Below are 13,611 nucleotides of genomic sequence, written 5' to 3' on the forward strand. Positions count from 1 at the left end.
GATGAGTAAGCTTTCTCCATACGGTTTATCCGTGCAAAAAATATTAGTTCGAGCAAGACGACAAGTCTTTAGCGAAATGGTCGGTAATAACCCTTCAATCTTTCAAGGCGAGGGGTATGACTTCATAGAACTTCGTGAGTATATGCCAGGAGATGACATCCGTCATATCGACTGGAATATAACTGCTAAACTGCAGAAACCTTTTATTAAAATATTTCGTGAAGAGCGAGAGCTAAATATTGTTATAGTTTCTGTTTTAAACGGAAGTGTACATTTTGGTTCTAAAAAGTTTAAGCAAGAGAGTATTGCAGAAGTAGCTGCACTGCTTAGTTATTCAACTCTAAAAAATGGAGATTTACTTAGCTCATATATTTTTACTGACGAGATGATTTCTAGCTCAAAACCAAGCAAAAAACTCCACCAGATTCAAAAAAGTGTAGAAGATATTTTAAGTTTTGATGCAATAAACAAAAAAGTAGATTTTAAAGTTATTGCAGACACTTTGTTTAAGAGACTAAAAAGAAAGTCACTAGTTTTAGTTATTGGTGACTATTTTGAGATTCCAGATTTTAAACTTTTGGCTAGAAAACATGAAGTTCTCTCCATAATTGTTAGAGATAGACTGGAAGAGAACCCGCCGGCTATGGGTTTTGCATCTTTAGTTGACCCTGAGAGCGGGGCTGTTTTAGAGGGAGATTTCAACTCTTCAAGTGTAAAGGCTTACAGCAAAAAAGTTCAGGCGCATGACCATAGACTCTATGACACTCTTAGAAAAGATCAAATTAGATTTTGTAAAATATATACTGACTCTCTTGCAGGTGTAGAACTTCGCAGATTGTTTGAGGGTAGGTAGATGCAAGCACAACAAGCTCAAAGTTATGACATTCCTCTACACGATATTAAGACCATAGTTGATGTTCCTGAGTACTCTTTATACTATCTTTTAGGTGTAAGTTCTGTTGTGCTTATTGTTCTGTTTTTAGGGTTGTACCTTTTATACATGTGGAATAAAAAACGAAAAGCTTTTAATATCAAAAAAGAGCACTACAGACTCCTTCATGAACTAGATTTAAGCGATACAAAACATAGTGCCTATGCCATTACAAGTTATGGTCTGACATTTAAAGATGATAGTCCAAGGCATCAGGAGATGTATACAAATATAACCAACAGACTTGAAGTTTATAAATACAAAAAACATGTTGATGAATTTGATAGTGAAATGCTAGGTTATATAGAACTATACAAGGGTATGATTGATGTTTGAAGGACTTTATTTTGAGTTCCCATATCTGATTTTAATACTCTTTTTTTTCATAGTCTGTGCGAGAGTGTGCAAGATGAAAATCCCCTCTATATATTTTCCACATACAGGCAGTTTTTTAAAGAGTTCTGTTTCAGCTTCTAAGCCTCTTTTGTTTCTTAAATGGCTTGGAATTCTTATGATGATTATAGCTCTTATGTCTCCTGTAAAAGATGAGCCTTATGAGCTTGAGCCAAAAGAGGGGTATGAGATTGCTCTGATTTTAGATGCTTCTCAATCTATGCAAGCTAGAGGATTTGACGTAAACAACCCTGCTCTTACCAGATTTGACGCAGTAAAAGAGATAGTTAGTGACTTTATAAATCAGAGAAAAAGTGACAACATAGGTCTTGTTGTGTTTGGAGCATACTCCTTTATAGCATCACCGCTAACTTATGATGAAAATATTTTAAATAAAATAGTCTCTCAACTCTACATAGGAATGGCCGGGAAATATACAGCGTTAAACACATCTTTGGCTCAAGGTGTAAACCTTTTGAAGATGAGTAAATCTAAAAGCAAGGTGGCAATTTTACTCACTGATGGATACAGTACACAAGAGATAGATAAGATTCCGCTAGATATTGCTCTTGAGATGGCAAAAAAAGAGGGTGTAAAAGTTTACCCAATCGGAATTGGAAATTCTAACGAGTACAACCAAAATGTTTTACTAAAAATTGCCAAGGAGACTAGCGGAGTTGCATTTGGAGCTTCTAGTGCTGCGGAGTTAAAAGCTGTGTATAAAAAGATTGATGAACTTGAAAAATCAGAGATCAAGAGTGAAAGTTTTACCTATATAAACTACTACTTTATGTTTCCTCTGTTTATCTCACTAATATCTTTAATGCTATATATATTTATAAGAAACAAAAGGGGATATGCATGAGTTTTTTACACCCTGAATTTTTATACTACATGTTGCCGCCGTTATTTATACTTTTTGCTCTACTTCTTACACAAAAGGAATCTCAAGCAGAGTACTTTAGTGAAGAGGTAATGAGTAAATTACGCGTAAGTGCAAACACGCTTACTTTAAAAGCAAGAAATGCTCTGTTTTTACTTATGGGAGTGTTTATGATTTTGGCACTTGCTCAGCCTGTTATAAAAGAGGGGACAGTAGAAGTTAAAGCTAAGAGTGCAGATATAATGATAGCACTTGATATATCTGACTCAATGTTGGCTACCGATGTCTATCCAAATCGTTTAGAGGCGGCAAAACAAAAGGCACTTGCTCTTTTAGATGAAACACCAAATGAGAGGATAGGAATAGTAGCATTTGCCAAGAACTCATACCTTGTCTCACCTCTGAGTTTTGATACAGGCGCTGTTGCTTTTTTACTTCGTCAACTAGACACTACCTCTATAACAGAAAAGGGGACTGACTTTTTATCTGTTATTGATATTGTAAGCAAGTCACAAAAAGAGCAAAAGAAAAAGTACCTTTTAATACTGAGTGACGGTGGAGATAAAAGTGATTTCTCAGAGGAGATAGAGCTGGCCAAAGAACAGGGTGTAACGGTTTTTATTTTAGGTATCGCAACTAAAAAAGGTGCTCCTATTAAACTTAGTGATGGCAATTTTATAAAACACAACGGAGACATAATCATCTCAAAACTAAATGAAAATATTATAGATTTAGCAACAAAGACAGGCGGAGTTTACATACAAAGTTCTACATCATCTAATGATATAAAAACAATGCTCAGAGAGATAACAAATATTAGTGATGAAAAAGAGTTAAAGAGTGAAGAGATTCAAAGGTTTATACCTCTGTTTTACTACCCTGTGGCAATAGCACTTATAATTTTACTGATTGCAACAAGTTCAATAAGCAAGAGGCAAAAGTCAAGTCTGCCGTCAGTTTTCGTTCTTTTTATACTGCTGTTTTCAAATCTACATGTAGAAGCTGGGATGCTTGATTTTATGGAACTTAACAAAGCAAAAGAGGCTTATGAGAAGGGTGATTTTGAGAACTCTGCAAAACTTTATGAAGAGTATGCAAAAGAGAGTGGAAGCGGTGAGGGGTATTATAATTCAGGTAACGCTTACTATAAACAAAAAAAATACAAAGAGGCATTACAAGCTTATAAAAAAGCAACTTTTGACACTCCAGATGGCAGAGCAAAGAACTTTTCAAACATTGGAAATGCTTATGTAAAAGAAGCTTCACAAGCTTCTCTTGAAAAAGCTGTTGAGGCTTATGAAAAATCTTTAGAAATAAGTGAAGATAAAAATACAAGAGAGAATCTAGAAGCAGTTAAGAAGCTTATAGAAAAACAAAAACAAGATTCTAAAGAGGATAAAAAAGAAGATAGTGACAAAAAAGAGCAAGACAAAAAAGATAAAGATTCAAAAGATAATGATAAGAAAGATGGTGATAAGAAAGATGGTGATAAAAAAGAGTCTGAAGATAAACAAAAAAAAGAGTCAGATGAGAAAGATGAAAACAAAGAGGAAAAAGATAGTTCAAAAAGTGAAAAGTCAAAAGATAAGCAAAAAAATAAAGATGATATGAAAAGCAAAGAAGAGGATGAGAAAAAAGAGAAAGAGAAGAGTGAAAGAGGGAGTGAAGAGAAGAAAAAAGATGATTTAAAAGAGTTGGAGAAAGATAAAAGTGAGGACTCTAAAAGTACAGCTAAAGAGTTAAACAAATCAAAAATGAGTGATGCTGAGGAGCAGAAGTGGATGCAACAGCTTAATACAGACAGCAATACATACTTGTATCAGCTAAATAAAGAAAAACCAAAAAACAGCGACTCAGATGAAAAGCCTTGGTAAAAAAAACAAATACAAGAGGAAAAAATGAACAATATATTTAAAATACTATTTTTATTACTAATAATTACAAATATAGCATATGCGGCGGTCACAGCAAGGGTAGATTCAAAAACTGTAGAACTCGGAGAGACGGTTACTTACTCTTTAAATGTATCAGGTGAGAATATTGTAAGACCTGTTATTCAAAGATTATGTGACACAGACGTAATATCTACAAGCTCTCAAACAAGTGTGCAGATAATAAATGGAGATGTTAAAAAAAGCTATATACTAAGTTATAAATTCTTACCACTAAAGAGCTGTACGATAGAGCCCATAAAGGTTGAAATTAATTCTAAAACAGAGTTGAGTAATGCAGTAAGTGTAGAGGTTAAGCCGGTAACTGCAGCAAAAGATTCAGACTTTTCGCTAAGACTTAGCAGTGAGAAGCAAGAGTTGTTTGTTGGTGAAACATTTGATTTAACTTTAACCTTTAAACAAAAGAGAGACTCTGGTGCAGTAGATAGTGAATTTTTACCACCTAAGCTAAATGGATTTTGGATAAAAAATGAGTCTAAACCACTTAGCCATCAAGAGGGAAAATACACTATTACCAAACTCACATACACAATGGCTGCTCAAAGAGATGGTAAGTTAAATATTCCAAAGGCTCAGATGCGTATAGCTTCAAGAGGTAGTAAAACTGACATATGGGGTGCTTGGGCTCCTTCAATAAAATGGAAAACATATTTCTCAAATGAGTTGGAGTTAAATATAAAACCGCTTCCTGCTGGAGTAAATTTGGTTGGCGACTTTACTATATCAACAACAGTTGATAAAAAAGAGGTAAATGCCAATGAGGCTGTAAATATAACTATAAAGGTTTTAGGAGCAGGTAATTTAGAAGATATAAAAAGCTTTAAGCCGTCCATAGATGGTGTTAGTGTCTTTGATGAAAAAATATCTATTGAAGGTAACTTACTAACTCAAAAGATAGCATTTGTAGCAGAGAGGGACTTTATTATACCATCATTTAATCTGAAATTCTTTAATCCAAAGACGCAAGAGGTAAAGAGTATTGTTTCAGATGAGATAAGTATAAAAGTTAAAAATGCAAAATTAGAAGAAGAGTTAAATATACAAAGAGAACAGAAGCCTGTTGTTGTACCACAAGTTATTGCTGAAAATGATATATTTACTCTAGTTGTTACTTTTTTAATAGGTCTTACATGTGGAGTATTGATAATTCTGTTTAAGCCATTTAAACTATTTAAAAAAGAGAAAACTTTATCCATAAAAGAGCCGAAAGTTCTTTTGATGAAATTACTACCGTATAAAGATGATGCAGAGGTTAAGGATATAGTTGATATTTTAGAGAAAAACATCTACTCAGGAGAGAAGTTAGATTTAGATAAAAAAGCTTTAAAAGAGCTTCTTAAGAGGTGTAAAATAGACTAATCTAAAACATCATGAAGTCTATTCCCACTCTTGATGTTATTATGTACCTCACTCCAGTTGTCATCTTCTATATTTTTTTTAAGAAGTTTTAGCTCATCTTCAAAAAGTCCTATGGCCTCAAGTAGGTTTGATTTATTCTGTCTGAAAATATCTTCCCACATATTTGCTGAACTTTTTGCTAAGCGGCTCATAGAACGAAAACCACCAGCTGCAAGGGCTAGAATGTTGTGTTTATTCTCTTGGTTCATAACTGTATTTGCAATTGAGTAAGAGATGGCATGCGGCATATGTGATATAAATGCAGCATGTCTGTCATGTTCTTCAGCATCCATAAAATATTTTTTCATTTTCAGTTCTTTAAATATTTTTTTGGCTACTTTAGTCTGTGTCTCTCCACTATTTTTCAAATCGCATAAAACGACAACCTGATTTTCATAAAGACCTTCAATCGCTGCATGTGGTCCAAAGTTCTCTGTTCCGGTCATTGGATGAGCTGCTACAAAATTTTCTCTTATCTCAGCTGGTATAGAGGAGACAATTTTAGCTTTTGTACTTCCCAAGTCTATTATCGTTGTGTCTTTTGAGACATCACGGAGCTTTTGCAATGCTGAGATTACTCCATCAACAGGAATTGCGAGAAATATTACATCATAACTTTTTATATCATCAAACTCTATAATTTTTTCAACCAAGCCGAGTTCTAATGCATCTTTTTGGTGGATTGGATTGTGGTCACTTCCAACAATGCTTTTAATGAAATCTAATTTTTTTAAACTAAGGGCAAGTGAGCCACCCATAAGCCCTAACCCTACTATTGCTACATTCATATCAATTCTTTTATTTTATTTGTCAAATTATACAAAGTTTACTTGACATTAACCTCATAAAAGGTAAAATCCCTTCTTATTTTATAACTATGGAACCTTAATGAGAATATTTTTAGCAACATTGCTAACCCTACTAGCCGTAAACTCTTTCGCATACACAATTGAATCTATTAAATATAATGGCATGGTTCATATATCAGAGCCTGTCGCATTAAGAATGTTGAAGTTTGAAATTGGTGATACAATTAATGATAATACAGTTGATGACTCTATTAAAACGTACTATAATCAGGGCTATTTTGAAGATGTCTGGGTTGAGATAGAAAATGGAAATTTAACATTTAACTTTAAAGAGAAGGCTCTTATCTCCAAGATTGAACTAAAGGGCTGGAAAGAGAATGATGCTGAAATTAATGACACTGTTATTAAGATAAAAAAAGGCTCTTTGTATGATGAGCAAAAACTCGAAGAGGCAAAAAAAAGAATTATTGAGGCAATCAGTCAAGATGGCAAAATAGACAGTGTTGTTGAGATTCAAAAAGAGATTCTTGAAAATGGAAGTATAAAAATCATTTTTGTAGTGAACGAAGGTGAAGAGATTACTATAGAAAATTTAGATTACAGCGGTGTTTTTGGTCTTGAGAGTGACGAGTTTGACGAAGTTTTAGCAAATAAAGAGAGAGAGTTTATGGGCTGGTTCTGGGGGCAAAATGATGGAAAAATGAGACTTCCAGACTTAGCTAATGATCCTCTTAGAATCCGTGATTTGTATATGCAAAATGGATATCTTGATGCTGATGTAAAAGAGCCGTTTGTAAAAGTTAATTTTGATAATTACACAGCTGATATGAGTTATCAGATTAGCGAAGGTGAAGTATATACTATTAGTGCAATAACAATTAACCAGACAAAAAATGTTATTGATGATGAACTTATAAAAGAGTTGATAAAACTAGAAATCGGTAAGCCTTTTAATATTAAAACATTTCGTGATGATTCACAAAAAATCAAAACTCTTATAGCAGATCTTAGTTATGCTTTTGTTCAGGTTGTTCCAGATTTGAAAAAAGATAAAGAGAAACAAACAGTTGAAGTAATTTTTAAAGTTATGCCTGGTGAGAAGGTTATAATAAGAAATGTAATAATATCAGGCAACACAAGGACGCTTGATAGAATTGTTAGAAGAGAGTTGTATTTGGGACCTAACGACATGTACTCACTTACAGACCTTACAGACTCAAGAAATGCACTTGGGCGACTTGGTTTCTTTGATGGTAACACTATTGAAGAGAGAAGAGTTGACAACAAGACTATGGATTTAGTTGTCAAGCTAAAAGAAGCACCTACTGGCAATATTCAACTAGGTGGCGGATACGGTAGTTATGGAGGACTGCTGGTCAGCGTTTCGGTAGATGACAGAAATGTTTGGGGGTCTGGTATTAATGTAGGCCTAAAGGCTGAACGTTCAGAGCTTACTTCAAGCTACTCGTTTAATATTTCTAACTCAAGGTTAAATGATAGTGACTTTAGCGGTAACTTTTCAATATATACAAACGATACTGAATATAATGATTACTCTGTCTCTTCAAATGGTATAAGTACCGGATTAGGACATAGATTTACTAGGCACATAAGTGGTTACCTAGGTTATGGATTTTCAGATAATAGTTACACGTTTGATGAAAATACAACAGTTGATACTACTCTCTTTGAAGATTACTCAAAAAGTTCAGTTACGGCTAGTGTTAAATTTGACAATACAGATGATTTTTATCTCCCTAGAAGTGGATTTACACTAAGTCAAAGTTTTGAAGATGCAGGAATAGGCGGAGATGCCAGTTTTATTAAAGCCAGAACAAATTTTGGTGCTTTTAAAGGTTTAGAGAGCTATTTAGGTTTCGATGCCATAATAAGATATAAGGCTAGAGTTTATTATGCTAAAGAGACAGGCTTTTTACCACTGGCAGAGAGATTTTATATGGGTGGTATTGGAAGTGTAAGAGGGTATGAATCATACTCTCTCTCTCCGACAACAAAGGATGATGCAGCAGTTGATGACTTAAGAAGAGTCGGCGGTGAGTTGACAGCTTCAAATAGTTTGGAGCTTAGTTTACCTCTTGTTCCTAAAGCTAAAATGCGTTTAGTTACATATCTTGACTATGGATATATAGGTGCTTCAGGTAATGAACTAAAGAGCAGTACAGGCACTTCAGTGTATAAATCAAATGACATTACTCGTGGTGGTTTTGGTTTTGGTCTAGAGTGGTTCTCTCCTGTCGGGCCGATTCAGCTAATGTTCTCAAAACCAATAGGACAAGAAGAGGGTGATAAAACAGCAGTGTTTGAGTTCACTATGGGACAGAGGTTTTAAATAATATCGTCTAAACTTTTAAGACCCTGTACAATCCATGTGTCATCTATTTTTTGTACCAATAATGTTATAGTTCTTTCTTTGCTATTTGCTATAACAGTTACTTTAGCATAACCCTTGTCTTCGGACAATAAAGTTATATCAATATCTTTATAACTTAAATCTGCATATTTTTCTACTAAACAGTCATGTGTTAACTTAAGGTTGTCAGTATAACCTTTTTTATTAACACTACACTCTTTTAATGAATTTGATATTAACATAATATTTAAAGATTCACCTGTGTTATTAACTAGTTTAACAATATTACCATCTTGCAATGCATCATACATATTGGATACAGCATCTTTAGGTGAACCACTACAACCAATAAGTAGTAGCGCTGGTAGTATTAGTGATGTTTTCAATAAATTCATAATTTTCCTTTTATTAGTTTAAGTTTGTCCAATTAGTGTCAGTTTGAGAATAAATTTTTAATTTAGAGACGCTGGTATCATACCATAAGGCACCATTAATCGGTGTTGTAGGCTCTGTGGCAGAGACTATCGCACTATTATAACCTCTTGTTTCTGTAATTATTTCAGAGCTTCCATAAAGCTTGAAATGATTAATTTCACCAAGACCAATCTCAAGCATAATATCATCTCCCTGAGAAGTAGTATGTGTAGCATTGGTATCAAGTGTTGAATCCTCACCATAGCTTATTAATCTACCTGCAATATTTGAATTTGGTGATATACTTGTGTTAGTATCAGCATAAGCTGAATCAATCAAATTTACATTACCAAGATCTATAGTAGAATAATAAATTGCTTTGCCCCAAGCATCTACTCCAATCCCTACACTAACTGGCAGCGTATTATTTGCATCTTCTTTTAGTAGTTCAAAGTATGAGTCACTATCTGGATCTGATGATAAATTTATCAACCTACTTCTAATTACCTCTAATAATGTTTTAGTATTTTGTTGTTTAAGTAGATCTGATTGGATTTTAGTATAGTAGTTCATCATCGTAAAGGCACCAGCAACAATACCAGTTATAATGATTGCAATCATTGCTTCGACTAAAAAATATCCATTACGCATTAGCCGAACACCCCTGTTCTGCTAGCGTCTATAAAACCTTTTTGTATAATAATTTGTGTTAGCACGACTGTGTAGTATTCTATAAATACAGCAAATGCCATCATGAAAATTGACATTATAGTAATCAGTCTAAAAAATTTTGTGCTTAGTTTTAATGCATCAGTTCTAGCTCTATTACTTATCTCTATCATCACAGAACCGACTTGTTTTGAAGATCCAACGCCTGTTAGAAGACCTTTTTCTATATCATCATATAGGTGAGAGTGTAAGATTAATTTACCATTGTATTTTATATTATCTAGGGTACTTTTTATTGCTTTTTTAAATTTTGCGACTGTTGTTGTAGATATGGCAGTACTCATTGACTTTTGAAAAGAAATACCACTTTGAAGCATCTCTCCTAGCATACTAAAAAGCATAAATTTTTCAAATTTCATAACAATTGATGATGTTAATGGAAGAATTAAAGCAAGTTGTTTAGAAATTGCTTGCATATTTTTTGATTGACTAAATAAAGAACCTAATAAAATAAAAAAGTAACTTGCTATAACTACAAGTATTATAAATAGTATATCTGTCATTGTTTGTGCTAGTTGAAGGTGATTTTCTACCATATCTCTTACTATTTTATTATATCCTGCAACTTCTGTCATTTGATATGGAACAGCAAAAAACTTTACTCCAAGTACGATGAGCGCTGCAATACTAAAGTAAATTACTGGAAGGGTAGTTTTTTCATTCGATTCTCGCTCAAACTCATCTTTAACTTCAATATAGTGTATGATTTTTTCTAAAGCAGTTTTAAAATCAGTACCTTTTTCAGCCATATTTATAAAGTTAATTACATCAACTGAACCAATTTTATGTTTAGATAATGCTTGAGAAAGGGCATGTCCATTTTTTATATCAGTGTAAATTTTTTTATAAACTTTTTTTTCTTGTTTTGTATTGGAAGTAGTAGAAAGAAGTTGCATGCCACTTGATATACTTTTCCCATTTTTGATAGTAAAATGAAGTGTTTTAAGCATAGTATATAGATTAATCTTCATCTACATACCCTAAGGAGAATAACTCTGATGATAAAGATTCATAGTCACATAAGCCTTGCTCAAAAAGGTATTGAGCTGATTGGTAGTAGCTAAAAGTAATTAGTTGATCCCATGCCTGTAAAACAGTGCTGTTTTTAAGTGCCATATAAAATGTATATCTTGTTTTCATATCTGGTGGTATAAATACTATATCTGTGAGCAAAACTCTACTATTGTAGCCACTAAAATTACACTTAATACATCCTCTTTTGTTGTAACCAAAATCATTGGATTTAAAATATTTTTTTCCAATTTCATCTGTTGATTTTATCTTACATGAACATAGTTTTGAAACAAGTCTTTGAGCAATTACTCCACTAAGGGAGTAGGCTAATATAAATAAATCACCACCTTCATCTCTAATACGCTCTAAAGCCATATATGAGTTTGTAGTATGAAGAGTAGAATAAACCATATGTCCACTATGTGAAGCTTTGAGCGCAATCTCAATACTTAATTTATCTCTCATCTCTCCAATTACTATAACATCTGGATCTTGACGCATTATAGACTTCATAGCAGTGTCAAAATTAAATCCAACAGCTTCATTCACTTGATATTGAGTAATAAAGTCTATTTTATACTCAATAGGGTCTTCAATTGTATAAATAACTTCATGTAGCCTGTCTCGTTGTGTGAGTATCGCATTTAGAGTTGTCGTTTTACCACTACCAGTAGGACCAACAGCTAAGAAAAAACCATTTTTTTGATTTATGTAGCGAAAAATATGCTCACTCATAGGATGATCTTTTGGAAATAGTTGTTCAAGTGATTTAAGATTATTTGATTTATCGAGTATACGAATAACAATATTTTCACCAAAGTGTGAAGGTGCTATCTCAATACGAAAATCTACATTATCAATGCCGATATTTTCTGTAAACCCTCCACTTTTTGGTGATTTTACATCTATAAGGTCTATCCTCGCTTTTTCTTTTAGTATAAGAGAGAATCTATCAGCTAAATCTTTATTTAAAAGGTATTTCGCATTAATTTTCCCATTTTCTCTATATCTAAGCCATGAGAATTCTTCATAAGCATTTATATGAATATCACTTATATTGTTTCTTACACCATGTTTCAATATCATTCTTAATAATTCTAATATTTCAGTATCATCAGAATCAAATGCATTAAATTGTCTGATTTTCTTTTCAATTATATCAGGGTCTATACTAAGGATTACATCGAATTTTTCGTTAAACTCTCTAACAGGAATTGAATGCTGGATTATTTTTTTATGTAGTTGAGATTCTAGTTCTTTTAATCTGTTGGGACCGAGTAGTTCTTTACACTCAATATAAAAGTTTTTTTCATCTTCGTTTATAATTATTATTTCATATTTTTTTAGTAATTCTAAACTGTATTGGGCTTTTTTCTCTTTTTTCTTTATAAAATTATGTTCTATAGCTATTTGTAAAATATTTTTTTTTATACCAATACGCTGATAGTAAGATTTCTCTTCTTTACATATCTCTATTTGTTTTGGAGTTAAAATTTTGTTTATGTTCATAGTTGCTTTTTTTAAATAATTATACCATTATATTTAACGAGATAGATAGAAATTTAAGTAAGCTGTAGTCGCATCATGTGTTAATACATATTGATTTGGAGAAAATGTAGTGTTTAAATCTATTAATACTTCATCATTTGTGGAATTGATAGCTGTAGTTGTAGTAAAATAAAATTCGCTACCTGTTTGTGTAGCTGTATATGCTGTAAAGTTTTTTAAAGCAGGTGGAATAAAACTTCCTTTACCACCATCAAGTAAGTATGGTGTTGATGTATTACATTCTAGTGTATTTAGTAATGTAGAGCTAGCCAATGAGCCGTTATTTTGGATTGGAAAGACATTACTGTATTCTTTACATTGTAAAATAATTGATGTAATAATATTAAAGTGAGATTGTAACTGTGTTTTGACATTTTGTTTTGATATCTCGTTTGTGTCAAGATAAAAAGCTACCGTGTATGCCATAACCCCCGAGAGGGCAATGGCTATAAGCATTTCTATAAGAGAAAATGCTTGTCGCAATTATTGAATCTTTGTTAAGAATACTAACTGTTGCCCAGAGTCAGCTGTACCTGTATCAGAATCCCAACAGAAAAATGTATTGTTACCTAACTCAGCGGATGCATTGATATCAGCACCTAAACCAGCTTCAACAACATCATAACTTAATACACCATTTGAAGCGATATTGTTAAGAGCATTACAGTAATCTTGTCTGTCAGCACCAACTGCTGTACCATTTAAATCATAAGTAAGAAATTGCTCATTCAAAGTTGTTCCACCTTGAGTTTGAATAAAAGTACTATCAATATCTACAGTATTAGTTGATACAAACCAACCTTGATCAGATACATCTGGAATTACCGCAGGAATTGAAGTGATAATTCTTTGAGCAACTAATAAACCTAAACCATTATCAGCATCTGCAGGATCAGCAACTGATGAATTCGCATCTATACCAGTTTTAACAGCATATAATTCAAGACCATTTTTAAGCTGTGCAGCTTGGTCAAGTAAAATAGCAACTTTAATTTGCTTTGCAGCAAGCGCAGTACTATAGTAGTTTTTGTAGTAAGTAAAACCTACTGACGATAAAATTCCTAGCAAAATAATTGCAACTAACATCTCCATTAAAGAGATACCTTTTCTCATTCCCATTCTATTGTGACTTGTTGTCATTTTACGTCCTTGTGTCATGTGTGTGTCCT

13 protein-coding genes are annotated in these 13,611 nt (G+C 33.0%); 6 read left to right on the forward strand and 7 right to left on the reverse strand.

What is annotated here, in order from left to right; translation table 11 throughout:
* Window position 1: 1 nt before the first annotated feature.
* From HUE87_RS03865 to HUE87_RS03885, 5 genes are read left to right on the forward strand one after another with little or no spacing between them, the layout of a single operon-like run.
* Window positions 2-853: a DUF58 domain-containing protein gene (locus HUE87_RS03865; protein ID WP_229855216.1), complete on the forward strand. Its 852-nt coding sequence runs from the start codon at window positions 2-4 to the stop codon at window positions 851-853.
* A complete protein-coding gene (locus tag HUE87_RS03870; protein WP_194367423.1) occupies window positions 854-1,267 on the forward strand; it encodes a hypothetical protein in 414 nt (137 codons plus the stop codon).
* Window positions 1,260-2,189 (forward strand): VWA domain-containing protein, encoded by a 930-nt coding sequence (locus HUE87_RS03875; protein ID WP_194367424.1) that lies wholly within the window; start codon window positions 1,260-1,262, stop codon window positions 2,187-2,189. The genes HUE87_RS03870 and HUE87_RS03875 overlap by 8 nt, the downstream gene beginning before the upstream one ends.
* Window positions 2,186-4,081, forward strand: a complete 1,896-nt coding sequence (locus tag HUE87_RS03880) for a VWA domain-containing protein (RefSeq protein WP_194367425.1) — start codon at window positions 2,186-2,188, stop codon at window positions 4,079-4,081. Before HUE87_RS03875 ends, HUE87_RS03880 begins: the two co-directional genes overlap by 4 nt.
* A 24-nt stretch (window positions 4,082-4,105) precedes the next feature.
* On the forward strand, window positions 4,106-5,518 hold the full coding sequence (locus tag HUE87_RS03885; RefSeq protein WP_194367426.1) for a BatD family protein: 1,413 nt from the start codon (window positions 4,106-4,108) through the stop codon (window positions 5,516-5,518).
* Here the strand turns inward: HUE87_RS03885 and HUE87_RS03890 are convergent.
* Entirely contained in the window at window positions 5,515-6,345 is an 831-nt protein-coding gene (locus tag HUE87_RS03890; protein ID WP_194367427.1) for a prephenate dehydrogenase, read from the reverse strand. The genes HUE87_RS03885 and HUE87_RS03890 overlap by 4 nt on opposite strands.
* Before the next feature lie 100 nt (window positions 6,346-6,445).
* Here HUE87_RS03890 and bamA point away from each other — a divergent pair, with 100 nt between their 5' ends.
* Window positions 6,446-8,716: an outer membrane protein assembly factor BamA gene (gene bamA, locus HUE87_RS03895; RefSeq protein ID WP_194367428.1), complete on the forward strand. Its 2,271-nt coding sequence runs from the start codon at window positions 6,446-6,448 to the stop codon at window positions 8,714-8,716.
* Here bamA and HUE87_RS03900 read toward each other — a convergent pair.
* The 6 genes from HUE87_RS03900 to HUE87_RS03925 are packed head-to-tail and all read right to left on the reverse strand — an operon-like array spanning window position 8,713 to window position 13,582.
* Window positions 8,713-9,132, reverse strand: coding sequence for a hypothetical protein (locus HUE87_RS03900; RefSeq protein WP_194367429.1), 420 nt, complete (start codon window positions 9,130-9,132; stop codon window positions 8,713-8,715). The two genes, bamA and HUE87_RS03900, sit on opposite strands and share 4 nt — an antisense overlap.
* Window positions 9,133-9,145: 13 nt before the next feature.
* Window positions 9,146-9,802: a type II secretion system protein gene (locus HUE87_RS03905; protein ID WP_194367430.1), complete on the reverse strand. Its 657-nt coding sequence runs from the start codon at window positions 9,800-9,802 to the stop codon at window positions 9,146-9,148.
* The gene (locus tag HUE87_RS03910; protein ID WP_194367431.1) at window positions 9,802-10,851 is read right to left on the reverse strand and encodes a type II secretion system F family protein; all 1,050 of its coding nucleotides are present in this window, start codon (window positions 10,849-10,851) and stop codon (window positions 9,802-9,804) included. The genes HUE87_RS03905 and HUE87_RS03910 overlap by 1 nt, the downstream gene beginning before the upstream one ends.
* On the reverse strand, window positions 10,841-12,403 hold the full coding sequence (locus HUE87_RS03915) for a GspE/PulE family protein (protein WP_194367432.1): 1,563 nt from the start codon (window positions 12,401-12,403) through the stop codon (window positions 10,841-10,843). The genes HUE87_RS03910 and HUE87_RS03915 overlap by 11 nt, the downstream gene beginning before the upstream one ends.
* A gap of 33 nt (window positions 12,404-12,436) precedes the next feature.
* Complete coding sequence (locus HUE87_RS03920) at window positions 12,437-12,925, reverse strand: type II secretion system protein (RefSeq protein WP_194367433.1); 489 nt, start codon at window positions 12,923-12,925, stop codon at window positions 12,437-12,439.
* The gene (locus tag HUE87_RS03925) at window positions 12,926-13,582 is read right to left on the reverse strand and encodes a type II secretion system protein (protein ID WP_229855218.1); all 657 of its coding nucleotides are present in this window, start codon (window positions 13,580-13,582) and stop codon (window positions 12,926-12,928) included.
* Window positions 13,583-13,611 lie beyond the last annotated feature (29 nt).

The organism is Candidatus Sulfurimonas marisnigri, assembly GCF_015265475.1.
GTDB classification, from domain to species: Bacteria; Campylobacterota; Campylobacteria; order Campylobacterales; family Sulfurimonadaceae; genus Sulfurimonas; species Sulfurimonas marisnigri.